Source organism: Embleya hyalina (assembly GCF_003967355.1).
Taxonomy (GTDB): domain Bacteria; phylum Actinomycetota; class Actinomycetes; order Streptomycetales; family Streptomycetaceae; genus Embleya; species Embleya hyalina.
In genome coordinates this window covers 373,979-400,927 of sequence record NZ_BIFH01000013.1, presented here as the reverse complement: position 1 = coordinate 400,927, position 26,949 = coordinate 373,979, and the positions used below count along the sequence as shown (strand labels likewise).

27 protein-coding genes and 1 pseudogene are annotated in these 26,949 nt (G+C 72.5%); 17 read left to right on the top strand and 11 right to left on the bottom strand.

The annotated features are described in order from the left end of the window. Positions 1–40: 40 nt before the first annotated feature. Positions 41–238: a hypothetical protein gene (locus EMA17_RS01790; RefSeq protein ID WP_126635057.1), complete on the top strand. Its 198-nt coding sequence runs from the start codon at positions 41–43 to the stop codon at positions 236–238. Positions 239–259: 21 nt separating this feature from the next. Here EMA17_RS01790 and EMA17_RS01785 read toward each other — a convergent pair whose 3' ends face one another. Both EMA17_RS01785 and EMA17_RS01780 read right to left on the bottom strand, forming a co-directional pair. Then, positions 260–517 carry a WhiB family transcriptional regulator gene (locus tag EMA17_RS01785; RefSeq protein ID WP_126635056.1) on the bottom strand — a complete coding sequence of 86 codons (258 nt, stop codon included), beginning with the start codon at positions 515–517 and terminating at the stop codon, positions 260–262. A gap of 179 nt (positions 518–696) precedes the next feature. Then, positions 697–1,338: a ScbR family autoregulator-binding transcription factor gene (locus tag EMA17_RS01780; RefSeq protein WP_126635055.1), complete on the bottom strand. Its 642-nt coding sequence runs from the start codon at positions 1,336–1,338 to the stop codon at positions 697–699. 149 nt (positions 1,339–1,487) lie between these two features. Between EMA17_RS01780 and EMA17_RS01775 the strand changes: the two genes are divergently transcribed. After that, positions 1,488–2,411 (top strand): ScbA/BarX family gamma-butyrolactone biosynthesis protein, encoded by a 924-nt coding sequence (locus EMA17_RS01775; protein ID WP_126635054.1) that lies wholly within the window; start codon positions 1,488–1,490, stop codon positions 2,409–2,411. A 156-nt stretch (positions 2,412–2,567) separates the two neighbouring features. Then, a complete protein-coding gene (locus EMA17_RS01770) occupies positions 2,568–3,269 on the top strand; it encodes an HAD family hydrolase (protein WP_126635053.1) in 702 nt (233 codons plus the stop codon). Positions 3,270–3,331: 62 nt separating this feature from the next. Here the strand turns inward: EMA17_RS01770 and EMA17_RS01765 are convergent, their stop codons facing one another. After that, positions 3,332–3,748, bottom strand: coding sequence for an ATP-binding protein (locus EMA17_RS01765; RefSeq protein ID WP_170222080.1), 417 nt, complete (start codon positions 3,746–3,748; stop codon positions 3,332–3,334). 322 nt (positions 3,749–4,070) lie between these two features. Here EMA17_RS01765 and EMA17_RS01760 point away from each other — a divergent pair, with 322 nt between their 5' ends. The 8 genes from EMA17_RS01760 (at position 4,071) to EMA17_RS01730 (ending at position 13,848) form a co-directional block, all read left to right on the top strand. Beyond that, the gene (locus EMA17_RS01760; RefSeq protein ID WP_126635052.1) at positions 4,071–4,307 is read left to right on the top strand and encodes a DUF5988 family protein; all 237 of its coding nucleotides are present in this window, start codon (positions 4,071–4,073) and stop codon (positions 4,305–4,307) included. Positions 4,308–5,058: 751 nt separating this feature from the next. Beyond that, entirely contained in the window at positions 5,059–5,169 is a 111-nt protein-coding gene (locus tag EMA17_RS53735) for a keywimysin-related RiPP (protein ID WP_246126383.1), read from the top strand. 169 nt (positions 5,170–5,338) lie between these two features. Then, the gene (locus tag EMA17_RS01755; protein WP_126635051.1) at positions 5,339–7,147 is read left to right on the top strand and encodes an asparagine synthase-related protein; all 1,809 of its coding nucleotides are present in this window, start codon (positions 5,339–5,341) and stop codon (positions 7,145–7,147) included. 23 nt (positions 7,148–7,170) lie between these two features. Next, positions 7,171–7,593 carry a lasso peptide biosynthesis B2 protein gene (locus tag EMA17_RS01750; RefSeq protein WP_218042589.1) on the top strand — a complete coding sequence of 141 codons (423 nt, stop codon included), beginning with the start codon at positions 7,171–7,173 and terminating at the stop codon, positions 7,591–7,593. A 178-nt stretch (positions 7,594–7,771) separates the two neighbouring features. Further along, complete coding sequence (locus tag EMA17_RS01745) at positions 7,772–8,971, top strand: cytochrome P450 (RefSeq protein ID WP_160161270.1); 1,200 nt, start codon at positions 7,772–7,774, stop codon at positions 8,969–8,971. Continuing rightward, the gene (locus EMA17_RS01740) at positions 8,968–9,882 is read left to right on the top strand and encodes a YVTN family beta-propeller repeat protein (RefSeq protein ID WP_160161269.1); all 915 of its coding nucleotides are present in this window, start codon (positions 8,968–8,970) and stop codon (positions 9,880–9,882) included. Before EMA17_RS01745 ends, EMA17_RS01740 begins: the two co-directional genes overlap by 4 nt. A gap of 12 nt (positions 9,883–9,894) precedes the next feature. Then, positions 9,895–10,158, top strand: coding sequence for a lasso peptide biosynthesis PqqD family chaperone (locus EMA17_RS01735; RefSeq protein WP_126635048.1), 264 nt, complete (start codon positions 9,895–9,897; stop codon positions 10,156–10,158). A 15-nt stretch (positions 10,159–10,173) separates the two neighbouring features. Beyond that, positions 10,174–13,848, top strand: coding sequence for an ABC transporter ATP-binding protein (locus EMA17_RS01730; protein WP_126635047.1), 3,675 nt, complete (start codon positions 10,174–10,176; stop codon positions 13,846–13,848). A gap of 68 nt (positions 13,849–13,916) precedes the next feature. Here the strand turns inward: EMA17_RS01730 and EMA17_RS01725 are convergent, their stop codons facing one another. Together EMA17_RS01725 and EMA17_RS01720 are read right to left on the bottom strand one after the other, a co-directional pair. Beyond that, positions 13,917–14,594, bottom strand: a complete 678-nt coding sequence (locus EMA17_RS01725) for a DNA-binding response regulator (RefSeq protein WP_126635046.1) — start codon at positions 14,592–14,594, stop codon at positions 13,917–13,919. After that, positions 14,543–16,816 (bottom strand): ATP-binding protein, encoded by a 2,274-nt coding sequence (locus EMA17_RS01720; protein WP_126635045.1) that lies wholly within the window; start codon positions 16,814–16,816, stop codon positions 14,543–14,545. Before EMA17_RS01720 ends, EMA17_RS01725 begins: the two co-directional genes overlap by 52 nt. Positions 16,817–17,195: 379 nt before the next feature. Between EMA17_RS01720 and EMA17_RS01715 the strand changes: the two genes are divergently transcribed. Continuing rightward, positions 17,196–18,179 (top strand): threonine ammonia-lyase, encoded by a 984-nt coding sequence (locus EMA17_RS01715; protein ID WP_126635044.1) that lies wholly within the window; start codon positions 17,196–17,198, stop codon positions 18,177–18,179. A gap of 28 nt (positions 18,180–18,207) precedes the next feature. Here the strand turns inward: EMA17_RS01715 and EMA17_RS01710 are convergent, their stop codons facing one another. Then, complete coding sequence (locus EMA17_RS01710) at positions 18,208–18,804, bottom strand: DUF7691 family protein (protein ID WP_126635043.1); 597 nt, start codon at positions 18,802–18,804, stop codon at positions 18,208–18,210. A 219-nt stretch (positions 18,805–19,023) separates the two neighbouring features. Between EMA17_RS01710 and EMA17_RS01705 the strand changes: the two genes are divergently transcribed. Then, positions 19,024–19,620: a YbhB/YbcL family Raf kinase inhibitor-like protein gene (locus EMA17_RS01705; RefSeq protein WP_126635042.1), complete on the top strand. Its 597-nt coding sequence runs from the start codon at positions 19,024–19,026 to the stop codon at positions 19,618–19,620. Positions 19,621–19,685: 65 nt separating this feature from the next. Here the strand turns inward: EMA17_RS01705 and EMA17_RS01700 are convergent, their stop codons facing one another. The 3 genes from EMA17_RS01700 to EMA17_RS01690 all read right to left on the bottom strand — a co-directional run bounded on the left by EMA17_RS01700 (position 19,686) and on the right by EMA17_RS01690 (position 22,137). Next, on the bottom strand, positions 19,686–20,282 hold the full coding sequence (locus EMA17_RS01700; protein WP_218042587.1) for a class I SAM-dependent methyltransferase: 597 nt from the start codon (positions 20,280–20,282) through the stop codon (positions 19,686–19,688). 175 nt (positions 20,283–20,457) lie between these two features. Continuing rightward, positions 20,458–21,462: a HEAT repeat domain-containing protein gene (locus tag EMA17_RS01695; protein ID WP_126635041.1), complete on the bottom strand. Its 1,005-nt coding sequence runs from the start codon at positions 21,460–21,462 to the stop codon at positions 20,458–20,460. Positions 21,463–21,465: 3 nt separating this feature from the next. After that, positions 21,466–22,137, bottom strand: coding sequence for a HEAT repeat domain-containing protein (locus EMA17_RS01690; RefSeq protein ID WP_126635040.1), 672 nt, complete (start codon positions 22,135–22,137; stop codon positions 21,466–21,468). 327 nt (positions 22,138–22,464) lie between these two features. Here EMA17_RS01690 and EMA17_RS01685 point away from each other — a divergent pair, with 327 nt between their 5' ends. After that, positions 22,465–22,761, top strand: a complete 297-nt coding sequence (locus EMA17_RS01685) for a hypothetical protein (protein WP_126635039.1) — start codon at positions 22,465–22,467, stop codon at positions 22,759–22,761. Positions 22,762–22,917: 156 nt separating this feature from the next. Next, the gene (locus EMA17_RS01680) at positions 22,918–23,400 is read left to right on the top strand and encodes a hypothetical protein (protein WP_170222074.1); all 483 of its coding nucleotides are present in this window, start codon (positions 22,918–22,920) and stop codon (positions 23,398–23,400) included. Between the two features lie 51 nt (positions 23,401–23,451). Here the strand turns inward: EMA17_RS01680 and EMA17_RS01675 are convergent, their stop codons facing one another. Beyond that, positions 23,452–24,369: a ketopantoate reductase family protein gene (locus EMA17_RS01675; RefSeq protein WP_126635037.1), complete on the bottom strand. Its 918-nt coding sequence runs from the start codon at positions 24,367–24,369 to the stop codon at positions 23,452–23,454. A 177-nt stretch (positions 24,370–24,546) separates the two neighbouring features. Here EMA17_RS01675 and EMA17_RS01670 point away from each other — a divergent pair. Next, a pseudogene (locus EMA17_RS01670) lies at positions 24,547–25,469 on the top strand (LysR family transcriptional regulator). Here the strand turns inward: EMA17_RS01670 and EMA17_RS01665 are convergent. Further along, on the bottom strand, positions 25,405–26,214 hold the full coding sequence (locus EMA17_RS01665) for an NmrA family NAD(P)-binding protein (RefSeq protein WP_126635036.1): 810 nt from the start codon (positions 26,212–26,214) through the stop codon (positions 25,405–25,407). The pseudogene EMA17_RS01670 and the gene EMA17_RS01665 sit on opposite strands and share 65 nt — an antisense overlap. A 97-nt stretch (positions 26,215–26,311) precedes the next feature. Here EMA17_RS01665 and EMA17_RS01660 point away from each other — a divergent pair, with 97 nt between their 5' ends. Then, positions 26,312–26,848: an HAD domain-containing protein gene (locus tag EMA17_RS01660; protein WP_126635035.1), complete on the top strand. Its 537-nt coding sequence runs from the start codon at positions 26,312–26,314 to the stop codon at positions 26,846–26,848. The last annotated feature ends 101 nt before the right edge of the window (positions 26,849–26,949 follow it).

Genomic DNA, 26,949 nt, shown 5'->3' with positions numbered 1-26,949 from the left:
TGTCGGACGATCCTCGTGCCGGTCCGGGAGGGAATGCGCGATGCCGACCACTCGCCACGAGGAACTGCGGGCTGCGATCGTGCGGGCCCGCGAGGCGCTCACCACGCATCCGGACGCCGCGACCTCCCCGGCCCTGGCCGCCCTCGTCGCCGCCGCGGAGCCGTTCGCCAACTTCACCCAGGCGGTACCGCCGCCGCCGACGCGACGGTTCGACGCGCGCCTGCACCCGGAGCCGTGACCGTCGAGGCCGGATCCGGCCTCAGGCCGCGTGGCGGCCGTGGCGCCGACGGGTGTTTCCTCCGCGTCGCGCACGGCGTTCGTCCTCGTCGAGACCGCCCCACACACCGCTCTCCTGCCTGGTCGCCATCGCCCAGGAGAGGCAACGATCGATCACGGGGCACCGTCGGCAGACGGATTTCGCCCGGTCGATCTGCTCCGCGGCCGGACCGGAGTTGCCGACCGGGAAGAACAGTTCGGGGTCTTCGTGCGTACAGGCAGCGGCGGATCGCCAGTCCATGTCTTCCTTTCCGGCCGCGCCGACGGGCGCGACCCTGCGGTTCGGGTTCTCGGCCCTGCTGCCCGGGATACCTCCACCCAACCGGCCGAGTCGGCGGAATCCGCCACGAGTTCGCCGATCCCGGCCACCGCGCCGCGGCGCGGCGACACACCCGCGTCGACGACTGGTGCGGCCGACTCTCACGCCCGCACTTCGTCGACGGCCGGGAGGGCGCGCCGCAACGTGTCCTCCGCCGCGCCCGGATCGGCCAGCAGGGCCGGGAGGAGCAGACGCCACAGGTCGGCGAGGTCGTTCTCGATCTCGGCACGGCCGGAGAGCGCGTCGGAGACCGTATGCAGGCCGAAGAACGCGTGGATGATCGATTTCGCCGCCCCGGCCGGGTCGATCCGGTCCGCGAGTTCGCCCTCCTCCCGCGCCCGCTCCAGCAGGGCTCGCACGGCGGCGATCCAACCCACGAACGGGGCGGGCAGCGTCGCGTCGATCCCGTACCGCTCGCTCCACAACCGCGCACCACCGCGCACGAGCGGATCGTCGCGAAACGCCCGGGCCACGGCGAAGCTCAATCGCACCAGGGACACCGTCGCCGGCGCACCGGCCCCGGTGTGTCGTTCGATCAGCACCGGCCACGTGTCGAAGTGTGCCTCGACGATCGCGCGGGCCAGGGCGTCCTTGTTCGAGAAGTGGAAATAGATGGCCCCGCTGGTGAGTCCCGACGCGTTGCCGATGTCGCTGATGCTCGTACCCGCGAAACCTCGCTCGTGGAACAGACATGCCGCGCTCTCCAGAAGAGAGCGGCGAGTCGCCCCTGCCCGTGCCTGCACGTGCCACCTCCAACTCGAACGCCCGGTTGGGAATCGTCTGCCCTCGGGCCGCGCCGGCGGGCCGGATCGCCGGGCCTCGCGCGCCGTCACCCGACGGGTGGAGCGAAGACGACATGCACCTTCCCGCCACCTGGGTTCTGCTTGTATTCATGGTTGCCTTTGGCGGCGACACGGAGTCCTCGCGCTCGTCGGCGAGGCTCCTGAGCTGGTCGCGCACCGTGAAACGGGAATCGGTACATCGGGTGTCGGTGGCCGAGGTGCTGCTCACCGACGTGGTCCGGGTCGCGGACACGACCTTCCTGGCCGCCGCCCAGTGGCCCCGCTCCCATCCCACGTTTCGCCCCACCGACGACGGTGGCCACAGTCGGCTGATGGTACTGGAAACCCTCCGTCAGCTCGGAATCTTCATTCCGGCGCAGTTCTATGCGGTGCCTCCGGAGGCACACTTCCTGATCAAAGACCTTTTCTACGGTGTCGACGCCTCGGCGGAGCCACGTTCGACGAGTGGCGCCAGTGATATCACCTGTTTGGCGGAGGTCGACGACTTCCGCCCCACGCCCGACGGGCGCGGATTGCGCGGAGTACGGCTGCGGGTGCGGCTGTCGGTCGGCACCACGACCTTCGCCCGCGCGGGGGGCAACGCACGCTTCCTGGACCCCCACGCGTACGCGGCGCTGCGCCGGGGCGCCACGCGGGCGCGACCGGCGGCTCCGCGGGTACGGCCGACGCCGGAGGCCGTGGACGTCACACTGCCCCGGGACGTGCTGATCGCCGGATTCCACGGCGGTGTCCTGGAGGTGGATCCGGCCGACCACCTGCATCCGTTCTTCTTCGATCACCCCGGCGACCACATGCCCGGGATGGTGCTCGTCGAAGCCGCCCGACAGGCGATCGCGCTCGTGAGCGGCGGCGAATTGCTCCGGCCGACGGCGTTTCGCCTGCGCGCTCCCCGGTTCACCGAGTTCCACCCGCTCGCACGGATCGAGTGCACGCTGCACCACGGTCGACAGGCCTCGTTCCGCTTCCGTCAGGGCGGGGCGTACACGGCCCTGGGGGCGGCGCGCTACCGCTGACCCCGACGTCGACACGCAGACATTCCGTGGTTCTTTGAATACGAAGAGTACTCGATCTAGCGTAATGATCGTTATGTTTCGGGGCGAAACCCGCTCGCCGACGCTTCGGCGGAGCCTCGCCCCGCGATCCACATCTCTCGATCGGACGGCTCATCGATGGCAGGAAACTCCCTTCTCTCCTGGACCCCCGCGGCAATCGTGTTCGACTGCGACGGCACGCTGATGGACAGCGAGTGCCACTGGGAAGAGGCGCGCGAACTGGTGCTGCGCGGATACGGCGTGGAGACCCCGGACGACTTCGGCGAACGCACCAAGGGGCTGCATTTCACCGAATGCGGACGGGTCATGACCGAGGTGGCGGGGCTCTCCGCCGGCCAGGCCGACCAGGTGACGGCACAACTCCTCGACCACTTCCGGAAGTTGGTCGCCGCCGCGCCGGTGACCATTCCCGGGGCGGCTGAACTGGTACGTCTGGCGGCCGATTTCGCGCCGTTGGCCGTGGCGAGCAACTGTCCGCGCGACGTCGTGGAGTCGGGGCTGGCGCACGCCGGGCTGCTCCCGTACTTCACCGACATCGTGGTCCCGGACGCGACGTTGCGTCCCAAGCCCGACCCGGACGTCTATCTCGCGGCAGCGCGGGCCTGCGGCGTTCCGCCGTCCGTGTGCCTGGCGGTCGAGGATTCCTACTGCGGCATCCTGTCCGCCTCACGCGCGGGCCTGCGAATCCTGGGCGTGGGGGCCGCCCCGCGCGACGAGGAACTGGCCCTCGTCGACATGTGGGTGCCCACGTTGGCCGACGCCACCCTCGTCGGCTGGGCCGATTCGCGCGAGCCGGTGGGTGCCTGTGTAGGCATCTGAGCGCGGCTAGATCGTCGCTCTCCGCGACCGAACGGGCGGTGGTCGCGGAGGGCGACGGTTGTTCATCCGTCGTGCGGAGAGGTGCCCGGTGGGCGGAAGCAGGCGGTGACGGCCTTGCCGTGCGGGGTGGGGCGGGTGTCCCATTCGTCGGCGATCGCGTCGACGATGGCCAGGCCCCGGCCCGATGTGGCGAGACTTTCGGGGCCGCGCGGGGCCGGCAGCCCGGGGCCGGTGTCGGCGACGTAGACGTTCAGGCAGCGGCTGTCCCAGGCCAGGACCAGCCGGGCCGTGCTGTGCGCGTGGACGTGGGCGTTGGTGATCAGTTCCGAGACCGTGAGGAGGATGTCGTCCACCGTCTCCGGGGCGTCCGCCGTCCACGCCAGGCAGGCCAGCCGCTCCCGGGCCCAGCGCCGACCCGCCTCCACGCCGCCGCCGATCGGAAAGGAGTGCGCCCACCCGACCGCTCGCAGGTCCGCCATGTCATGCTCCTCTCGCTCCGTAGCCGTCGACCGGATGTCTGCCCCGCGCGGCCGCGCTCACGCCGCCCCGGGATCGCCGTCGCGCCACGTCGAGGTTCGCCACGTACACGCGGTCTCGTGGGACACGCAAGGGCGTGGAAGAAGTGATCGAAGGCATTCCGGCGATTCCCCGGCCGTCCGTGCGCCCGCGATGCGTTCGTGCGCCCTGTGCCGGACGCCTCCCGTGATGTTGTGTGTGCAGGGCGAGCAGCTCCCGGTCGGTCTCGCCGTGCGGCCCTTGCGCGGTGACGGGTGATGCGAGGTGGAAGATGCGAGGTGGACGATGAACAGTGGCGCGATTCCGACCCATCCGGGCGAAGAGGTGCGGGTGGCCCTGACGGGTGGGATCCCCGAGATGCCCGCGGTCCTCGTGGTGAACGGGCCGGGTATACCCGAAAAGGTGTCCGTGGCCTTCCGCAACGGGCGGGAACACTACGAATACACCGGTGGCGCGGTGGAGTTGGACGGCGCGCACCTTCCGCTCTACCGCTGGAGCTATTCCACACGCATCGCCGAATAGCCGCCGGACGAACCGCTGTTCGCCGGGCGAGCCGATCGGGGCCGCCGCCGAACGTTGGACGGGGTCGAGGTCGCGGGCTCTCGGTCCCAGGCCGTGACGTCGGCGAGGCGGCCGGGGTGAGCATGCCGCGAAGCCCCTCCACCCCGTTCGGACGCGCTGCCTCCGTCGTATGCGGGGCGAGGGCTTCGGCGTAACCGACGACGTGTTCGGGCCCTTGACGCCGACGGCGGTCCGCCGGGTGATCGGGCCCCGGACCGAGCACATCGTGTGAACCACCCGACGGGACTTCGGGACCCGTTCGTACACATCGAGCGCAACCCGCACCGCGCGGTCGCCGTAGGCGCGCGTACCGACGCGCCACCCGCGCCACCCGCGCCGCACGACGGCCTCCATCGCCTCGACCGGCGCGTCGGCCTCCCGCATCGGCGGGCCGGCGAACGAGTGGTCGCGGGCGTCCGGCCCCTCGGTGGCACCGGCCTCGAGTCCGCCGTCCAACCCGCCGCGGGAATCGTGGACCGTGGTGCGCGTGCCCGGCGGGCCGTCGAGGCCGTTCGGAGCGGCCGGCACGGCCACCCCCACGGAACCACCGCGGCCCACGCCGAATTGCGGGTCGAACGACCGTCATTCCCGACGCCGAACGGTCGCTAGCGTTCTTGGAGACGGACCTTCGAAGCATCGCAATGCCGAGCGGGGCGTGGTCGGGTCCGTCGCCGAGCCCCGTCGAGTTCCGTGTCCAGGGAGGTGAATCGAGATGCGCGCATACGAACGTCCGACGCTGGTGATGGCGGGTGGCTTCCGTGCCAAGACCCGCCGCAAGCCCGGCCCGTGGTGGGAGTGGATCGGTCCGAACTACCTCGACTGATCCGAGTGATCCGTAAGTGCGGCACCTGAACGGATCGGTGGCGTGCGGCGCGCGAGCGCGCCGCACGCCACTTGCGGATCACCGCCGAACGCGGCGGCCGCGTCCGTGATCCCCCGGCCCGTCGTCCGAGAAGGGCACGATCGTGTTTCCAGTAGGCGTCCCATGGTTCGTGGTCCTTCCGGACACCGACGCGGGTGCGCGCGTCGCCGAGCGGCTGCGCGACGAAGCGCCCGCCGAACTCCGAGACTTCCCGCACGCCTCGGGCCGCCCCTGGCTGCTCGGTCGGTGGAGCCACGAACGCCTCACCGTCGCCCGGGTCGGGGAGCGTGTGGTCGCCCTGTCCGGTGAACATGACGTCACCGAGGAGTGGTTGACGGCCCGGCTGTCACGCACGCGGGACATGCACGGCGTCGACGCTCTCGTCGCGGCGCTCGCCGGCAGTACGCACGTGCTCGCCTCGTTCGGCGGCACGGTTCGGGTCCAGGGCACGGCGACGGGGCTGCGCCGCGTGTTCCACGCCCGCGTCGACGGCGTGCCGGTGGCGAGCGATCGGGCGGACGTGCCGGCCGCGCTCTCCGGGGCGAGCGTGGATCCCGGCAGGCTGGCCGCCCGCATGTTGTTCATGTCCGCGCCGTGGCCGATGGGTTGGGATTCGGTCTGGGACACCGTACGGGCGGTCCGCCCCGGCGATCACCTCACGTTCGACCGGAACGGCACGGCGCGCGAGAGCCGTTGGTGGTCCCCGCCGCCGCCCGAGCTGTCCCTCGCCGAGGCCGCGAAGGCGCTGCGCGAGGCGTTGACCGAGGCGGTGGCCGTACGGACCGCACCCGGCGAGACCGTCGCCGCGCACCTGAGCGGCCTGGACTCCAGTGCCCTGGTCTCCGCGGCCGCGCAACGGGGCGCCGACGTGGTGGCGTTGACCGCCGCACAACCGGACGTCCTGGACGACGACGTCGCCTGGGCTCGACGCACCGTCGCCGAACTGGCCCGCGCGGGACGCCCGGTGCGGCACGAGGTGCTGGCCGCCGCCGAGGTGCCCCTGGTCTACGACGGCATCCTCACCGCCCGCGACGGGTTCGACGAACCCTTCCTGATGCAGCACAACCGCGAGCCGTACCGCCACATCCTGCATCGCGGCCAACGGCACGACCCGCGCCTGCACTTCGCCGGCTTCGGCGGCGACGAGACGTGCGCGACCGCCTACCAGTGGCTGCCGCTGCTGCTGCGCCGGCATCCCTCCCTCGGTTTCCGCCATCTGCGCGCCGTCACCGCGAAGTACCGCTGGTCCTGGCCCGGCGTGGCCCGCAGCATCCTGGACCGGTCGAGCTATCCGCAGTGGTTGCGGCACGCCGCGAACAGCCTCCCGAACCACCGGATCGACCTGCGGCAGCCGGAGTTCGGCTGGGGAACACTGCCGGTGCTGCCCGGCTGGGTGAGCGACGACGCGGTGGACGCGGTGCGCGGCGAACTGCGCCGCGCGGCCGAGGCGAACCCGATCATCGACACCGACCGGGGCGTGCACATCATGCTCTCCTCGATCCATGCCGGGGCACAGATCACCCGCGGATTCCAACACATCGCGGCGGCCGAGGGGGTTCCGGTCTCCGCTCCCTTCTTCGACGATCGGGTCCTGAACGCGGTGGCCTCGGTACGACTGGCCGAGCGCTACGACCCGACCCGGTACAAGCCGCTCCTGGTCGAGGCGATGCGCGGCATCGTCCCGGACGCCACGCTGGGTCGCACCACGAAGGCGAGCACACCCGCGAACGCCGTGCTGGGCAGCCGCGAACACCGCGATCAACTCGTCGGCCTCGCCCGGGACAGCGCGCTGGTCCGGCTCGGCATCGCCGACCCGGCCGGGCTGCGGCACGCCTGCCACGGGCCGATCGAGGTCGAGGAGTTCTCCCGCCGCCTGGAGCCGACGATCGCCTGCGAGATCTGGTTGCGCGACCACGACCGGGCGCACACCCGGACCTGACCCGATCGGAAGGAAGCACGACTGTGCAGCAGACCATTTCCATCGATCCGCGCTCACTGACGCGCACGGATCGGGTGCTGACTCGGCTGGCGGTGTTCGTGGCGGGCAGACTGGAGCACCGCTCGCCGGATCGTATCCGTGGCGTCCTGCTGGTACTGCGTCGCGGGGCACGTCCCGCCACGTACGAGGAGGCCGCCCGCGCGCGCTCGATGGTCGTGCGGACGAGTTGGACGTGCAGCGGCCCCGACGGCTGCCTGCCCCGCTCGCTGGCCACGGCGATCCTGTGCCGCATGCACGGCAGTTGGCCCACGTGGTGCGCGGGTCCCCGGGTCATGCCGCCGTTCGGCGCGCACGCGTGGGTGCGCGCCGAGGGCCGGGACGTCGACGAGCAGGTGCCCGAGGGCTACCTGCGCGTCCTGATCCGGGTCGATCCCCATGGGCACTGAGGCTTCCGCGGCTCACACGGCCTGCACGACGGCCGCGGCCTGCCCGGCGGCGGCCGCGCGGGCGCCCGTCGACCACGACCCGGTGGACGATCCTCCGTCGTGCCCCGCGCGGCACGGGAACCCCGGCGAACTCCGTCCCGAATGGGCGGCGTCGACCGGGCACGGGCCGCTCACGCGCGTGACGCTGCCGAGCGGGGATCGCGCCTGGCTGGTGACCGGATACCGGGAGGTGCGCGCGTTGGCGACCGACTCGAGGATCTCCGCGGACGCGACCCATCCGAACTACCCGGAACTCGTCCACGTGCCCGAGGAATCGCCGCCGGATCGCCGATCCGCCGCCCAGACCCGCACGTTCGTCCAGATGGACCCACCGGAACAGGGCGCGCACCGAAGCCTGTTGGTCCCGCACTTCGGCGGTCGACGGATCGCGGCGCTGCGGCCCATGGTCACGGCGACCGTCGACGCGCTGCTGGACCGCATGCTCACCGCCGGTCCGCCGGTCGACCTCGTCGCGGAGTTCGCCGCCCCGCTCCCGGCCCGGGTCCTCACCGAACTCCTCGGGATAGCGGACGCGGACCGAGCGTTCTTCGCGGAGCGGCTGGCCCGAGGCCCGTCCGGGATCGGCGCGTTGGCCCCGTATCTGGACCGTGTACTCCGCGACCGGGCCGACGCCCTCCCCGACCGGGCCGGCCACGACCCGGGCGGGCGACCGCACCCGCAACCGCACACCGGCCCGGGCGACGAACCCGCCGAGAACATCCTCGACACCCTCGCCGCCCACGCCCGCACCGGCACCCTGACCCATCGTCAGGCCCTGGCGACCGCCATGATGTTGCTCGTCGCCGGCCACGAGACGACCGAGAACACCCTCGCCGTCGGCACCCCGCTGCTGCTCGCCCATCCCGGGCGCTTCGCGGCGCTGCGCCGCGACCCGGAGGCGATGCCCGCCGCGGTCGAGGAGGTGCTGCGCCACGTCAGCACCGCCGACGTGCTCTCCCGTGTCGCCACCGCGCCCGTCGAGATCGCCGGAGTACGGATCCGCGCCGGAGAGGGCGTCCTGCTGTGGCTGGCCGCCGCGAATCGCGACGGCGCGGCCTTCCCGCTGCCGGACACCTTCGACATCCTGCGGGCGGGACCGCGCCACCTCGCCTTCGGGCACGGGTTCCACCTATGCCTGGGCAATACCCTGGCCCGGCTCGAACTGGGCGTCGCCTTCGCCGCGTTGGCGACCCGCGTCCCCACCCTGCGCCCGGCCGTCCCGCTCGACCGGGTACCCGCCAAGCCCGCGCCCGGTCTGCGCGGCATCACCGAACTGCCCGTCACCTGGGACGCGCCCACCACCGGCGCGCCGACGGCGGCACCGGCGGGGCCGCAATGACGCCCCCCGGACCGCGCGCGTACGTACCCCTGCTGTCGCACGGTCGGGTGTGCGTCATCGACGTGTCCTCCCGAACGCTGGTGGACGCGCTCCGCGTGGGGGAGAGCCCCTACGGCGTGGCGGTGTCCCCGGACGGGGCCCACGCGTACGTGACGAACTTCGAATCCGGCACGGTGTCGGTCCTCGACCGGGCCGGCGACGTGGTGACGGCGACCGTCCCGGTGGGCAGTGGTCCGGGCGGCATCGCCGTGTCGCCGGACGGCGCGAGCGTCTACGTCACCAACTACCGCGGCGACGACGTCTGCGTCCTGGACCCCGCCTCGCTGACCGTCACGCACCGGATCCGCGTCGGCCGCAACCCCGGCCACCCGGCGATCACTCCGGACGGGCGGCGCGTCTACGTGAGCAACTACGGCGGCCACGACGTGTCGGTCGTCGACACCGCGACCGCCACCGTCTCCACCACGCTCCGCACCGGGACCCATCCGAACGGCATCGTCGCCGCGCCGGACGGCACCCGGGTCTACGTCACCCACGCGCAGCGGCGCACCGGGAGCGTCGCGGTCCTGGACACCCGATCCGACACCGTCGTGGGCACGTTCGCGACGCCGGCCGGCCCGTTCGGCATCGCGCTCACCGCCGACGGGCGACGGTGCTTCGTCGGCAGCTACTACACCGGCACGGTGGTCGCCGTCGACACCACCCACGAGCCGCGTACCTACGCCCGCGTCGCCGTCGGCGCGAACCCGGAGAACCTGGCGATCACCCCCGACGGCACCGAAATCCTGGTCACCAACCGGGAGAGCCACAGCGTCTCGGTCATCGACGCGGGCACCGCCACCGTCACCGCGACCATCGTGCTCCCCGGCGCCCCCGGCGGCATCGCCGTCGGCGCGCCGCGGCACGGATGAGGAGGAACGACCATGTACAGGCTCGCCCACCACGTCTCCACGGTCGAGACGGACTACGGCGTCGTGCTCCTCGACGAGAAGCGCGGGGTGTACTTCACCCTCAATCCCAGCGGCGCCCTGGTGCTGAAGTCGATGCTGGCCACCGGCGACCTGGACAGCGCCGTCGGCGCGCTGCTCGCCGAGTTCGCGGTGGAACGCGCGATCGCCGAGGCGGACGCGAACGGCGTGGTCGCGGACCTGCTCGCGGCCGGCGTCCTGGTGTCGGCGGACGGCTGAGGCCCGGATCGCGCGATGAACTCCCCGACTTCGCACACCCGGGCCCGGTGGGGTTCGCGGCTGCTCGCACAGTGCCGACGCCACCCTTCGGCGCTGCTCCAGTCCGCCGTCGCCTCCCTGGCGATCATCGGACTGAGCGCGATCGGCCCGCTGATCGCCCGGCGCATCGTGGACGACGCGGCGGCCGGGCGTACGACGGCACTTCGGGGCCTCGTCGGCGCGCTGGTCGGCCTCGCGGTGCTGCGTTTCGTCGGGTCGTTCGTGGCGCACTACGCCATCGACCGACTCGCGCTCGGGGTGCAACACGACCTGCGGCGCGCCGTGTTCGCCTCGGTGCAACGGCTGGACGGCGAGCGGCACGACGGCATGCGCACCGGGCAACTGGTCTCCCGAGCCGTCGTCGACCTCGAGGCGGTGCGCCGCTTCCTGGCCGAACTCCCCTCCATCGTGGGCGCGTTGCTGATGGGCGGTTTCTCCGTCGCGGCGATGGTGTACCTCTCGCCCTGGTTGACCCTGGTCACCCTCGGCACGATCGGCCTGCTCGGGCTCGCCACCGCGCGTGCGGGGCGGGTGTTGCCACCCGCCACGTGGTCCGCTCGGGAACGCCAGGCCGACCTCGCCCAGCACATCGCCGAACGGGTCGCCGGCGTCCGGGTCGTGCACGGCTTCGGTCAGGAATCCCGCGAGGTGGACCGGCTCGATACGGTGGCCCGCCGCCTGTACTCCGAACAGATCCGGGTGGCCGCGCTCAAGGCCCGTCCCGTGGTGCTGATGGTCGCACTGCCCGGCCTCGGCCAGGTCGCGCTCCTCGGCCTGGGCGGCCGGTTGGCGATGGACGGCGCGCTCAGCCTCGGCACGTTCCTGGCGTTCTCCGCCTACAGTGCGTCGTTGATCGGTCCGGCCGGAGCGGCCACCCAACTGTTCCTCACGATCCAGACGAGCCGGACCGCGGCCGAACGTGTTCACGAACTGATCGACACACGCCCCTCGATCACCGAGGCGCCCGACGCGCAGGACCTGCCGCCGGGACCGTGCGGCGTACGTCTGGAGAAGGTGTGCTTCGGCTACCGGCCGGACGAACCCGTGCTGGCGGACCTGTCCCTGACGATCCGTGCGGGCGAAACCCTCGCCGTGGTCGGCGGCTCCGGATCGGGAAAGTCCACCCTGGGCCTGCTGTTGCCCCGTTTCCACGACGTGGACGCAGGGGCCGTCCGGATCGGCCCGCCGGGCGCGGAGTGCGACGTGCGTGGCCTGCGCCTGGACGGGCTGCGGGCCGACGTCGGCATCGTGTTCCAGGAGGCGTTCCTGTTCGCGGACACCATCCGGGCCAATATCGCCTACGGACGCCCCGACGCGAGCGACGAACGGGTCACGGCCGCCGCCCGGGCCGCCGCCGTGCACGACTTCGTCACCGCGCTGCCCGACGGCTACGACACGGTCGTCGGGGAACGGGGGCTCACCCTGTCGGGCGGTCAGCGCCAACGGATCGCCCTGGCCCGGGCGTTGCTGACCGAGCCGCGCCTGCTGATCCTGGACGAGGCCACCTCGGCGGTGGACGGCGAGACCGAGGCGGCGGTGCACGCGGCCCTGGCGACCGCCGCCCGGGACCGAACGACGCTGCTGATCGCCCACCGCCGCTCCACACTCGCCCTCGCCGACCGGATCGCGGTCCTGCATCGGGGCCGGATCGTGGACGTCGGCACGCGCGCCGAACTCGAGGTGCGCTGCCCACAGTTCACGGCGTTGTGGGCGGAGCGGGAAGACGACGGCGAAGCGGACCGGTCCCCGACGCGGCCGGCGGGCACGATGCCGGCGCTGTGGCCCGAGGTGGCACCACCCGCACCGGAGGGCCCGTGGCCCGAGCACACGTTGGCCGCGCTGCCCCCGGCCCGCGAACAACCGGCGCTGCCCGCCGGCCTCGACCCGCGTGCGCCCGATCCCGATGTGCGACCGGTACACCTGACCCGGCCGATCCGTCGGCACGTCGCCGCGGCCGCCGGCCTGCTCGCGCTGAACGCGCTGGCCGCCATCGCCCTGCCCTCGCTGATCCGCGCCGGCATCGACGACGGGGTCTCGGCCGGATCGCCGGCGGTCCTGTGGACCGTCACGGGCCTGGCCCTGCTGATCGTCGCCGTCAACGCGCCCGCCCTCGGTGTCCAGACGGTGACCGTCGCACGCGCCGGCGAGAGCGCGCTCTACCTGCTGCGCGTCCGGGCGTTCGCCCACCTGCAACGGCTCGGCCCGGACTACCACCAGCGCCACCCCGCCGGTCGGATCATGACCCGGATGACCACCGACATGGACGCGGTCTCGGTGTTCGTGACCGAGCACCTCGCCATGGGACTGGTCGAGGCGCTGCTCCTCGCGGGCGTCTGCGTCGTACTGCTGCTGACCGACCCCGGGCTCGCGCTGCCGGCACTGGCGGTACTGCCGCCCGTCGTCCTGGCCACGCTCGTCTTCCGCCGCTTCTCCACTCGCGCCTACACCACGGCGCGCGAGCGGGTCGGCGAGGTCAACGCGGGCTTCCAGGAGGGTGCTTCGGCGGTACGCGTCACCCAGGCGCACTCCGGGCGGCAACGATCGACGGACGCGTTCGGCCGGCTGAGCGAGGCCTATCGGCGGGCCGGGCTGCGGGCCCGGCGGCACCTGGCCCTCTACTTCCCGTTCGTGACCCTGCTGTTCGACATCGGCCAGGCCGCGGTCCTGGCCGTGGGCGCGACCCGGGTGGCCGCCGGCAGTCTGTCCGTCGGCACGCTCGTCGCGTTCCTGCTCTACCTCGCCCTGCTCTACGCGCCGATCCAGCAGCTGTCCACCGCGTTCGACGGCTATCAACAGGCCGCCGTGGGCCTGCGTCGGATCGGCGAGTTGCTGGCCACGCCCGTCTCGGTCGCCGCGCCCGAACATCCCGCGCCGCTGCCCGAACGCCTGAGCGGAGACGTGGAGTTGGTCGACGTCACCTTCCGCTACCCGGGAGCCGACCACGCCGCGCTGCGGAACGTGTCGCTGCGGATCGCCGGCGGCGAGACCGTCGCCCTGGTCGGCGCCACCGGCGCGGGCAAGTCGACGCTGGTGAAGCTCCTGTCCCGGGCCCACGACCCCGACACCGGACGGGTGCTCGTGGACGGCGTGGACATCCGCCGCTACGAACCCTCCGCGTATCGGCGGCGCCTGGGCGTGGTGCCGCAGGAACCGCACCTGTTCACCGGCGACATCGCCGGCAACATCGGCTACGCCCGCCCGGACGCCTCCCCCGCCGACATCGAGGCCGCCGCGACACGCGTGGACGCGCTCGCGACGATCGCGGCCCTGCCGCTCGGATTCCGTCGGCCGATCGGCGAACGCGGCCACGGGCTGTCCGCCGGACAACAACAACTCGTCGCCCTGGCCCGGGCCGAACTCGCCGATCCCGGACTGTTGTTGCTGGACGAGGCGACGGCGGGCCTGGATCCGGCGACCGAGGCGACGGTGCTCGCCGCGAGCCGGCGACTCGCCGAGCGGCGCACGACGGTGCTGGTCACACACCGACCGGCTGCGGCCGCCCGGGCGGACCGGATCGTGGTCCTGCACGACGGCCGGATCGTCGAGGTCGGCGACCACGCGGAACTCCTGGCGGCGGGCGGCCGCTACGCCCGCCTGTGGGCGCTCGACGCCCGGGCCGGCCGGGCGGCGGGTTCGGACCACGCGGCCTGACCCGAGCGTCGAGCGCCGTACGTCACGGCCGGCGTACCGCGTGCCGCGGACGGTGCGCCGACACCCGCTCACAGGTCGTCGAGGCGCACCAGCCCGTCCTGGATCGCGCGGGCGACCAGGGCGGCCTTCGTCGACGCTCTGCGGCCCGCGTTGGCGTACTTGATCCGAACCCGGTCGATGTACCCGGCCACCGTGCGCGGCGACAGATTCAGCTTCGCGGCCACCAGTTCCTTGGACTCGGACTTGAACCACTCGACCATGACGTCGATCTCCCGATCGGACAGTCTCGGCCGCCCGGGTCGGCGGTCCGCCCCGAAGGCCCCGCCGAGCGCGGGCGGGGTGTACGGCCGCAACTCGGCCGCGGCGCGGGTGGCGGCCACCAGGTGGGCACCACCCTCCGCCTTGGTCAGGTAGGTGAACGCGCCGATGTCGAGGCAGTTCAGCGCGGTGTCCTGGTCCTCGCGCATGCTGTAGACGACGACCCGACGCCCGTGGTCGACCAGACGTTTCAGATCCCCGTAGGCCGGCGTCGGGTTGCCCAGCATCAGATCGAAGACGACCACCTCCACACCGAGTCCGGGACCGGCCCAGGCCACCCCCACGTCCGGACCGGCGGCGACCACTTCGATCGGTGGATCCGCCCCGGCGTACCAACCCTCGATGCCCGCCACCACGGCCGGATGATCGTCGACGATCACCACGCGGACGCGTCCCGCGTCGGCTCGCGCGAATCCTTCGTCGTCCATGTCGCCTCCACCCACAGTCGGTTCTCCATCGTCATCGCCGAGACCGACACCCGCTCACGCGCGCGGTCGTCGACGAGCACACCGTGTTTCGGCCGTGCGTCGGCCACCACGCTCACCGTGACCGTGCCGACCGTGGCCAGCACGGTCACCCGGGCGGTGGCCTCGGCGACCGCCAGCGCGGTGATCGCCGGATCGATCAGCGCCCGACGCACCTCCCGCGCCAGCGCCGGCCGCCGCCCCCGCATCGCGAGCGTCACCACCACGCCCCGGCGCTCCACCACGTCGATGGCCGCCCGCAGTTCGTGCACGAGCGGATCCGGCGCGTCGTCGTGTTCGGCGAACAACCGGCGCAGCCGCGCCGCTTCGACCGCGCAGGCACGGCGTACCGATTCCGCGCGCGGGTCCAGTTCGCCGGCGGCGAGGCGTTCCAGGAGCGGTACCACGTTCTCCTCCAGCGCCGCGAAGCGCTGTCGTCGATCGTGCTCGACGCTTTCGGACACGAGGTGTTCGGCACGCATCCGCTCCTCCTCCGCCGCGTGTCGCATCGCGGTGTCCGCCGTGCGCCGCAGCGCCTTCGCCGAGAGCCCGATGGCGAGTTGGCCGCTCCAGAAGACCAAACCGCCGAACAGGACCGCCGACAACGATCCGGAATCGTCCCCGTCGGCACGGCACAGCGACACCACCGTCGGGACCAGTTCGACCGTGGACACCACGACCAGCGGCGCCACGCCCCGTCCCAGGAACAGAACCAGCGCGAACCATCCGGGATTCCCGAAGGTCCAGTGCGCGGGTGTGCCCAGATCCCGCGTCGCCACTCCCTGCTGCGACAGCACCGACATCGCGAGCACCACGATCGTCAACGGCAGGCGCCATCGGTCCGTGGACCGGCGACAGGCCACCGGCACGGCACAGCCCGCCGCGACGACGACCGTGCCGCCGAAGGCGAGGAACTGCCGGGTGGGCGACGCGTAGTGGTCGATGTTCCCCAGCAGCATGGGGAGTTCCCAGACGAAGAGGGTGACCACCGCGATGGTCAGCGCCGCGACCCGAAGCCCGTGCAGGAAGTAGTCCGCGGTCGGCTCCGCGAACTCCTCGGCGGCTCGGGGCTCGACGGCTGCCGATGCGGCGATGTCGGGTTCGCTCGCCGACCATTCCAGGCGTACGAGGGTGCCGCGCCCCGGCGCGGAGTCGACGTACGCGCGGCCGCCGACGCTCGCCATCCGAGCCACGATCGAATCCGACACACCCCGGCGCGCCGCGGGCACGTCGGCGGGCACGAACCCGCGCCCGGAGTCGGACACCGTGACCGTGACGGCGTCCGCGTCCCGCTCGACGCGCACCTCCGCGTCGCCCACGCCGGCGTGTCGGGCCACATTGGTCAGCGCCTCGCGCACGCTCCCGCGCAGGGCCTCGGTCACGCCGGCGGGCAGCGGCGTCGTACCGGACCGGGTCACGGCCACCCGCACTCCGCTGTGCCGTACGACACCGGCCAGCAACTCGTCCGGGGCGGTCTCGCGCGTCGTGGTGTCCGGGCGCGCGGAGCGCAGCACGGCGAGGTCGCGGCGGGCCTGCCGGGCCGGCAGGTGTTCGCGCCCGTCCACCGCGCCCATGCCGACCATCAAGAGCGTGGACGCGGCCGTGTCGTGCAGGGCGGCCAGGTGTTCGCGCGCGTCGGTGCGTCGGGCCCGGTGCACGGTCAGCGTGCGGCGCACCCGCTCCCGGCGGCCGCGCACCGCGTCCGCCTGCCGCCCGCCCTGGCGCACCCGCAGGTAGAGCGCGCGGGACAGGGTCGCCGTCACGAGCAGCCACAGGGCTCGGGGCCACGCGACGTCGCCGGTCGGGACGGATCCGATCAGGTAGGCGAGCGTCACCACCACGATGGTGGTCGCCCCCTCGCGGGACGTGGTGTGCCACTGATAGGCCACCACCGCGACCGTGGCGGCGTACCAGACCCAGTTCGGGTGGTCGCGGGACATGTTCGGGGAGACGGTCCAGGACTGGCCGAGGCACACGAGGCAGACGACGACCAGGTCCAGGGTCGGCAGGCCGCGCAATCGCCCGCTCAGCAGTCGCGACGAGTACACCGACGCGCCCGCGAGGGCCGCGGCCACTCCCAGCGCGGTGGCCGGCAGTCGCCCGGCGGGGGCCGTCGTCAGCGCGAGTACCGCGACGACGGCCAGGAGCGAGATCCGCCCGATGGCCGCGTGGCGGTGGCCCTGCAACCACAACTCCCGTTCGGAAGGCCCGGTTTCGGCGCCACCCGACTCGGCGCGCGGGCTCGGCCGAGGCCCCGGGCACAGCACGCCTCCGGCGCGGAACGGGCGCCGGAGGGTGGAGCGAAGGCTCACGACCGACGCCCGGATCGCACCGCGGGATCCCGCGCTCGGGCACACTCGCGCACGGATCGCCGCCCCCACGTCACTGCCACGCTTCCCCCTCGGACACCCGCGATCCGGTCCGGCCGTACCCCTTCAGGCTCGATGGACAACCGGACGGTACGCAAGGGTTCGATCACCCTCGGCAATAGTCAGATCCTCACACATGACACTGACCAGCAAACACCGAACACCTCCGCGACGGGCGGCACTACGCTGTCGTCCCATGCGGCGGACGCGGCTCGACACAGCACGGATCCGGGCGGCTCGGCGGGTGATCGACCCGGTTTTTCTCGACACTCCGCTGTACCGCTGCGACGCGCTCGAACCCGGCCTCGGGTGTGCGGTGAGCATCAAGCTCGAAACGGCGAACCCGATCCGCAGCTTCAAGGGCCGAGGCACCGAACTGGTCACGAGCCGCCTCGCCGACGCCGGCGCACGTGCCGCGGTGTGCGCGAGCGCGGGCAACCTCGGCCAGGCTCTCGCCTGGTCGGCGCGCGGCCGAGGGCTCGACGTCACCGTCGTGGCCCCCCGCTCCGCGCCCGCGGCCAAACTCGACCGCATCCGCGCGCTCGGCGCCGGGTTGGAACTGGTGGACGGCGACTTCGACGCGGCACGCGAGCGGGCGGCGGCCGTCGCGCGCCACCACGGCATCCGACTGGTCGAGGACAGCCTGGACCTCGAAACCTGCGAGGGCGCGGCCACGATCGGCCTGGAACTGGTCTCCGCCGCACCGGCGTTCGACGCGGTCCTGATCGCCCTCGGCGGCGGCGCGATGGCCACCGGCGTCGGCCACGTGCTGAAGGCATCGGCGCCCGGCGTCGAGGTGATCTGCGTACAACCGCTGGGCGCACCGGCGATGACCCGCTCCTGGCACAGCCGCCGCGTCGTCACCACCGACTCGACCGACACCATCGCCGACGGCGTCGCGAGCCGGCGCCCCATCCGGGCCGTCCTGGACGACCTCCTCGTGGTCGCCGACGACGCCGTCCTGGTCCGCGAGGAGTCGATCAGGACCGGCATGCGCATGCTCCTCGACCACGCCGGCCTGGTGGTCGAACCATCGGCCGCGCTCGGCATAGCCGCGATCCTCGAAGACCGCGACCGCTTCGCCGACCGCCACGTGGCAACCATCGTCTGCGGCGGCAACGTCGACATGCCCTCCTACCACCGCTGGACCGGCACGGCCCCCACCACGACCGGGCGGTGATGCCGGCAGCCGGCGGCGCGCGGGGGCGTCAGGACAGGAAGCCCACGATGCCGCGGCCCGGGTGGGTGCGGGCTTCCTGGAGCCAGGTGCCGAGTTCCTCGACCGCCTCGCGCACGTCGCCGTCCAGGGCGGCGAGTTGTTCCTCGCCCACCGCCTCGTACTGGGCGAGTGCGACGGCGCAGGCATCCGGCGACCAGACGCCGTGGCCGGGCAGATCGGCGCTCGGCAACGGCTCGGGCAGCCGGTAGCCGAGTTCCGACACCGTGACGGCCTCGATGCCGAGGAACTTCAGGGCCTCGTCCACGTGCCCCAGCCACGCGAACCTGAAGGGCGAGAAGCTGTTGCCCCACAACCGGCGCCCGTGGAAGGCGCAGATCATCCGGTACGCGTACCCGTACTGGAAGGCGTGCCGCTCCTCGAACGGGCCGCCTTCCACGACCGCCGTCAGCGCCTCGTATCGCGTCGGCGCGCCGTTCTCGATCTCGTGCGCGAAGTAGTCGTCGTCCCGCGACATCTCCTGCTTGAACCGCCCACCGATCGCGCGGCGAACCCGCACGTCACCCGATCCCACCACGGCACGGGCGACTTCGGGGTCGACCAGGAACAACGACAGCGAAAGACTCATGTCGCCAACCTATCCCCGCCGGCCGACACACTCCTCGCGCCCCCGATCGCGGCGAGCGCGGCCCCCACCCGCCCGTCGGGGGAGCCGCTGTCGGACCGGAATCCGGCTGAGATGTTGACCGAAATGGAAAACTCGGCCTGCACGCGAGGTGTTGGCCGCCGGAATCCGGGATGCCTAGGCTGAATCACCGCACGACAAAAGCATCCTCGGGAGCCTCCAGTGAGAAGCACACGAATCGTGCTGTGCGCCCTGCTCGTCACCTGTGCCGTCGGCCTCTCGCCCGTCGCCGCGTCGGCATCGTCGGCGCCGGCGTCCCCGGCGGATCGGAACGCCTTCACCCTCTCCAGCGCCGCGTTCGCGGACGGCGGCCTCATCCCCAAGGTCCACGAGTGCACCAGTGGTGGCGGCCACGATCCGGGCAAGAAGAACGAGTCCCCACCGCTCGCCTGGTCGGGCGCGCCGGCCGCCGCCAAGAGCTACGCGATCGTCATGCGCGATCTCGACAACGCCAACCTCATCCACTGGGTCGCCTACGACATCCCGGTCGGCGCCACCTCGCTGCCCCAAAACGTCGACCACGCCTACCGGCCGTCGGTCCCGGCGGGAACCAGGCAGGTCTACTACCGGGGCAGCGCGAGCCTGTACGGCTACCAGGGGCCCTGCTCGCCGTCGACCGTGAACACCTACGAGTTCGTCGTCCACGCGCTCAACCGGACGTCGCTGACCGAGCTGAACTCCGGCTCCTCGACCCAGACCGCCGCCAGGACCATCGCCGCCGCCTCGATCGGCTCGGCCAGGATCAGCGGCGAGTCGTAGCCCGACCGTGCCGAGACGCACGGCGCGCCGCGGCACCGCCCGCGGCGCGCCGGCGTCCGCGCGAATCAGGACCGGCGGCGCAGCCGGAACCACTGGGGTTCGGTCCGGTTCATCGGCCAGCCGAGGCCCGCTGTGGGGGCCGGTTCGACGCTCGACAACTCCCAGTCGGGGAACGCGGCCACGATCTCGTCCCGACTCGTGCCGCCCACGAAGGAGCGGAACCGGGTCGGGCCGAACGCGAGGATCAGCAGCGTGGCATCCGGCTCGGCCAGGGCCGTGACACCGCGGCCGACGGCCTGTCGTTCGTCGGCGTCGAAGCCCTGGAAGCAGCCGATGTCGAGGAAGAGGTCGAAGGTTCCCAGGTCGCCCGACCCGAGGTCGGTCACGTCGCCCACGACGTAGGTGACCCCTTCGTCGCCCCGCTGTCGGGCCGCCTCGATCGCGGCCGGCACGTAGTCGACGCCCACTGCCTGCCAACCCCGCCGGGCGAGTTCCGGGGTGAACCGGCCACGCCCGCAACCCAGATCGAGTGCTCGGCCGAGCGGTCGCGGTCGGTCGACGTCCTCACGAGCGATTACCGCCGAGATGCTATCCCCCGAGGCTTTCCCGTACGACTCCCAGGGCGTCATCCCGAAGCGGTACATACGAGCGTAGTTCGTCATGTCCATCGACCTCCCGAGTCGATCGACAGGTTAGGCGGCGGCGAATTCCGAGGCGGAGTCGGGGCTCCGACGGTCTACGTGCCGAATACCGGTCACGCATAAGCGAGATGCCCGATCGTTCCCGCGAACAAGGCACCGGATCACCGCACTTCGCCGACGCACCCCACGCCCACCGCTATCGTGCGCCGCGCAGATCCAGAATGTACGTCGCGGTCGACGCAACGACGCGGTCCTCGTCCCGGGACAGCTCCGCCAGGGCCCGTGACGACGCGCCCCCCGGAATGTCCGCCAGGGCCTGGGTCAGCCGGCGACGCGCCGACGACCCCACCTCGGCATGCGCGAGGCGGTCGACCAGGCCGCCGGCGATGTGATCCGCCATCGCCGGATCGCTCGCCGGCACGCTCAGCGCATCGGCCGCGTCGGCGTCGTTCCGCCCCGCCACGATCATGTCGAGAAGCGTCGGAATCGCGTCCGCCACGCCGCGTGCGCCCAGCGCCAACGCCGCCTGCGCGCGGACCACCGCGTCGGAGTGCGTGAGCGCGTCCCGGAGCACCTCGGTCGCCTCGGCGTTCGCGATCTCGGCGATGGAGCGGACGGCACGCTCCCGCACCTCGGCCTCCGGCGCGTCGAGCCCCGCCGCCAGCAGTACCGGCGCGTCCTCGCCCGCCTGCGCCAGGGCCCAGCGCAGGGCACCGGCCACGTTCGGGTCCGACTCGCCCAGCACGGCCTCGACCAGCGCTTCCACCGGCACGGGCCCCTCGTCGATCGCGGACAGCGCCGCCCGCTGCCGCGCGCCCGCGCTCTGCGACCCCAGCGCCTGGAGGAGCGCGACGATCTGGAGCACGTCCTCCCAGCCGGCGGGTTCGGCGGCACCGATGCGCCGCAGTCGGGTGAGCAACCGCGTCTCCGCGGCGATGCGCTCGCGTGTGCGCCCGATCAGATCGTCGACGAGTTCGGCGGGCACGAAGGCGGGGTCGTCGAGCGCCCGCCCGACGTCGCGCAGCGACAGTCCCAACGACCGCAGGCTCTCGATGTGGAAGATCCGCCGGATGTCCTCGCCGGAATACTCCCGATAGCCCGAACCGGTGCGACCCGTCGGCCGCACCAGTCCGAGCGATTCGTAATGCCTGAGCATGCGGGCACTGACCCCGGACCGTCGCGCGACGTCACCGATCAACACTGCCTACCGCCCTTCCCCACCGGCCCCGCCGAGGGCCGCGACGCGCTTCGCCTCCTCGATCGCGAACTCGAACCCGGCGTCCGGGTCGCGCCACAGCCGCTCGGTCGCGATCGCGTGCGCACGCACGCGGGGGTCGAGGTCCGTCGTCGCGACGCCGAGTGTCGGCAACATCGCCTCCCCGAGCGCGATCAGCGCCCGGCTGAGGCTCAGCCGCGTCTCGGCTTCGCCGCGCCCGAGCTGCGTCGCCAACACTACGGCCAGCTCGTGCCGGGCGTCCTCGGGCACCAGTACCACCGCCGCCCGCCAGGCGCTGCGCGCCACCTCGTCGTCGGCGTCGGACAGCAGCGCCGGCGTGATCGCCGGCCACGCCCGCCGATCCCCGATCTTGGACAGCGTGTGCAACGCCTGACCACGTGCCTGCGCCCGCTCCGAGCGCACCTCCTCGACCAGCAGCGGGACCGTCACCGACGCCGGGTGGCGGGTGAGCGCCCACGTCAACGTCTCGCGCACCTGGAAGTCGGGGTCGATCCCGCACCGCGCCACGAGCGTGCCGACGAACCCCGGGTCCGGGTTCGTGCCGGCCGCCAGCGCCACCCGCACCCGGACCGACGGATCGCCGTCCTCCAGCCCTCGGAGACCTCGCGTCGGGCCCGTGTCCTGTTTTCCCATGGTCATCGCGACCACCTCCTCGGCCACAGTCAAAACGTTGCCACCGTGTCAAGGTCAACCCGAGAGTCGGCGGGGCGTCGTCCTGCGGTGGTACGTCGGGTGGACCGGGCCGGTCGCGAGCGCATGGTGGTCGACGGTGGTCCGCATGCCCGTCGGCCGCCGGCGACCTGACCCGGCGGGCCGTCGCCGGTGGGATGCGGCGCGTGGCCCACGGTGTTCCGGCACGCCCGTTCGGGTCAGTCGGCATGCGGGGGGTCGGGCCGGATGGTGCACTCGGCTGGTCGGACTCTTCCGGGTCCTCGACCACGTCCACATCCCGAACAGGAGCCAAGCATGCCGATCGTCGCCGTCTTCGACGTCCCGGGGATGACCCGCAGCCAGTACGAGCAGAGCGCGGAGAAGGTCTCCGGCCGTCCCGGGCCGGTGAAGAACCCCTCGGACTGGCCCGTGTCCGGCCTCATCTCGCACACCTCCGCCGCCACCCCGGACGGCTGGCTCGTCGTCGACGTCTGGGAATCGGAGGAGGCCTTCCGGGAGTTCGGCAAGACCATCATCCCCATCCTCCAGGAACTCGGCGTACCCGATCCGCGGCCCAGGATCTACCCGACCCACACCGTGGTCACCCCCTGACGGTCCCGCCCCGGCCCGGTCCCGGACCGGGCCGCCCGGGCCGCCGCACGCCGGGGGTGGTATGCAGGTGGTTCGGCGGACGGATGACGGGGAGGGCGGTCGATGTCGACGCGGTGCCCGGTGTGTGCGGCGGCGGTCGTGCCGATCGTGTACGGCATGCCCGCGGCGCCCCTGCGCGAGCGCGCCCGGGCCGGGGAGGTCCGGCTCGGCGGGTGTGTGGTGTGGCCGGATCGCCCGCGGTGGTGGTGTCGGGCCTGCGACGTGAAGCTCCGGAACGAGGAGGACGGCACGTGGACCCGGGTCGTGGCCGAACTCGGCGTCCTCGGCATGCGCGAGGGCCCCGACCGGTTCGTGATCGGCCGTGACCGGACGGGCCACACGCTGTCGGTGCCCGCGGACTGGGAGTTCGTCGCGCCGGTGCACGCGGTGCTCGAACGGATCGAACCCGGCCACTGGCGCGTGTCCCGCCCCACCTCGGCGACGGCGGACGGCGTGACCACCCTGCGCCGGGGACGGACCTCGCGACCGCTCGACCCCGGCGAGGAGGTGGTGATCGACGACCGCGTCGCCTCCGCCCTCGCCGTCACCGACGTGGCGGGCGCACGTCGGATCGACGTGGAGTGGACGGTGTTCCGCTGAGGCGTGCTCTTCCGACCCGCGTCACACCCGCACGGGCCGAAAAAGCACGCCTCACCGCGAGGTCGGTTCGGCCACCAGCCGGGTCGCGACGGGGACGGGGATGCCGTGTCGTGCGGCCGCGCGCAGCAACGCGCCGCCGATCGCGTCGAGTTCGGTGGGGCGGCCCGCCTCGACGTCACGCTGCATGGACGACTTGGTCTGCGCCGGGAACGCGTCGTAGAGCGCCAGGGAGCGCGCCGGATCGACGGGGACGCCGCAGGCCCGGCTCACCGCGGCGGCCTCGGCGACGAGCGCGAGCAGTTCCGCGCGCCGCCCGGTCCGCACCTCGCCGATGGTGAGCCCGTAGCGGGTGGTGAGCAGCGCGAAGGGCGCGAGGAAGGCCAACTTCGCCCACAACGCGGCCGCCTCGCCGCCCACCGCCCGGGTGCGCACACCGGCGTCGGTGAAGATCTCCGCCAACGGCTCGACGCGCTCCGGCGGTCCGGCCAGGTCGATCTCCGTGAACGGGCTGCCGTGTTCGATCACGCCCGGCGCGAGGCGGGTGGACTCGACGCGGATCGCGCCCGGGACGACGGCCTGATCGCCGTAGTGTTCGCGCAGCAGGGCCGGGTGTTCGACGCCGTTGAGCAGCGGCAGGATCGCCCCGTCCCCGATCGCGCCCGCCGGGATACGTTCCAGCGCGTCGCGCAGTCCCGTGTGCTTGACCGTGATCAGGCACAGATCGACGGGTTCGCGCAGGTGCGTGTCCGCCTCGACCCGGGCGGTGAACTCGCCGAACTGCCCACTGCGTACCCGAATTCCGCCCTGGCGCAGGGCGCTTGCGGTTTCCTTGCCGGCGACGCAGATCACGCGGTGGCCGGCCCGGGACAGCAGGGCGGCGAGCAGCCCGCCCACTCCTCCCGGCCCGAGGACCGCCACGCTCCGGGGAGGCACGGCGGCGGGATCGTGGGACGACGTCGAAGCGGGCACGGACGGTTTCCTTTCGATGGCGACGAGGGTCGGCACCCGTCCCGCCGGGCGCTCCCCCGTCCGGACGGGGACGCGTGGTCGGGTCGGGTTGCCGCCCGGTTCCGATGATCGAACCGAGCGGCGACCCGAGTCAATCCTCGGGTTCACTGCCGACTTCCCAAGCCTTACCTTGGGGCCATGACCCTCGATGACCTTCGCATCTTCGTCGCGGTGTGCCGGGCCGGGAGCCTGAGCGCCGTCGCCCGGGACCTCTCGTGCACCCAGTCGGCGGTGAGCCAGCACGTGAAGCGGTTGGAACGGGAGACGAAGGTGCAACTCCTGGAGCGGCCCCCACGGCGGCGGGTCGACTGCTGCACGCGGCAGCGGCCGACGGGATCGCCGGACTGGACGTGGCCCTTCGTCGGCTCGACGAACTGGCCCGTGGGGAAACGGGATCGGTCCGGGTCACCACGGGGGCGACGACCGTGCGGCACTTCATGTCCGAGGCGGTCGTCGCCTTCCGCGGCCGATACCCGAGGGCCAGTCTGGAGTTTCGCACCGAGACGTCCAGCCGCGGCTGCTTCGACGCGCTCGCCTCCAACACCCTCGACCTCGCCTGGATCACCGTCGGAGGTGCGATTCCCGGCATCCAACAGCGCCGCGTGGCCGAACTGCCCTGGGTGTTGGCGGTCCGGGCCGACGACCCGCTGGCCGAACGCGCCCACGTCGACACCGCCGACCTGGCCGGCATCCGCTACATCCGACCTCCGGAGGACTCCTCCTCGCGGGCCCACCTCGACGCGGCCTTCACGAGACTGGACATCCGTATCGCGGCCGAATCGGGCGTCGCCGACTGGGACACCGCCGTCCTGCTGGTCGAACTGGGCCTGGGACACGCCATCGTGCCCGCCCTGCCCGACCGGCGGGCCCCCGCGGACACCGACCCGGTGCGCTTCCTGCCCATACCGGCCCTGCCCCGCCTGCCGGTCGGCTGGGCCGTGCGCCGCTGGGAGGACCTGACCCCCCTGGCCCGAGCCTTCGCCGACAGCGTCACCCTCACCGGAACCGATCCGCGTGATCGGCACTCCACCGACCGAACGTGCGGGCGGGCCGACCGGTGACCCGTTCGACGGTGTCGACCACCGTGCCGGCGTCGACGGGCGGGTCGGCGTACCAGCCGATCACGTAGTCGGCGTCCTGCCGCGACACGCCGGCGGCCGTCAGCCTGTCCACGGCCTGTTCGTGCGTGATCGCGACGAAGTCGACGTCGCGGCGGATCGCCCGGGCCAGGATCGCGATCCGCTCGCGTGTGGTCAGCACTTCGGGCCCGGTGAGGTTGTACGCGCGCCCCGCGTGGCCGTCGTCGAGCAGGGCGACCGCGGCCACCGCGCCGATGTCGGCCTCGTGCACCATCGCGCTGGGGAAGTCGTACGGCTCGCGCACCACGCCCTCGGCCCGGATCGAGTCGATCCAGGTCAAGGTGTTGGACATGAACTCCTGCGGCTCCAGGCGCGTCCACTCCACCCCCGAGTCCGCCACGGCCTGCTCGGCCGGCCCGACCCAACCGCCCCACACCACCGTGATGCGTCGTACACCCGCGTCGACCGCTCGCCGCACCAACTCCGGCCCGGCCTCGGCCGTTCCCGCCGTCACCGTGACGTGCAGCCGATCCACACCGTCGAGGGCGGCACCCAATCCCTCCGGCGCCGTATGCGTCCCGGCCACCACTTCGACCCCCGCCGGCAGCCTCCCCGCGGCTGCGGCCGGATCGCGCGTCAACGCCCGAACCTTCTCCCCTCGCCGAACCAACTCCGCCACCACATGCCGACCGGTGTTCCCGGTGGCACCCGTAACAAGCGTCGTCACAGCCGAACCCCTCTCGTTTCCAACGACGCTAGAAGTTCAACTTGGCTTGAAGTCAAGTCGCCCCCACCTTCGACCCGTTCGCCGCTATCGTGCACATGTGATCGACTCCGGCGGCCGGCCGCTTCTCTTTCTCGATGTCGACGGACCCCTCATACCCTTCGGTGCGTCGGCGGAGCAGTATCCGGATGGCTATCCGACCTACCGATTCGTTCCCCGACTCCCGGACGCCTTCGCGAATCCGCTGTTGGCCAGGATCGATCCCACGCACGGTGCACGGTTGACGGCGCTGGGCTGTGACGTGGTGTGGGCGACGTCCTGGATGCACGAGGCGAACGAGTGTGTGTCGCCCCGGATCGGGCTTTCCCGGCTGCCCGTGGTGATTTGGCCGGAGCCGGATCATGTCGATGCCGCCGCGCACGCCGAGCGGGTCGGGACGCACTGGAAGACTCGGGCGCTCGTCGCCTGGGCGGCGGGGCGGCCGTTCGTGTGGGTCGACGACGAGATCGGCGACGCCGACCGGGCCTGGGTGGCCGCGCACCATCCCGCGCCGGCCCTGCTGCACCGCGTCGACGCCGTGCACGGGCTCACCGCGGCCGACTACGCGGTCCTGGGTGCGTGGGTGGCCGGCCTGTGAGCGCCGGGTGACGGGGGGGTCGTGCCGCAGAATTCGCCGAGGAGCAGGTATCCGGCCCGCGCTGGTCTAGACCTCTGCACGCTCATGCCGCACGCTGGTGG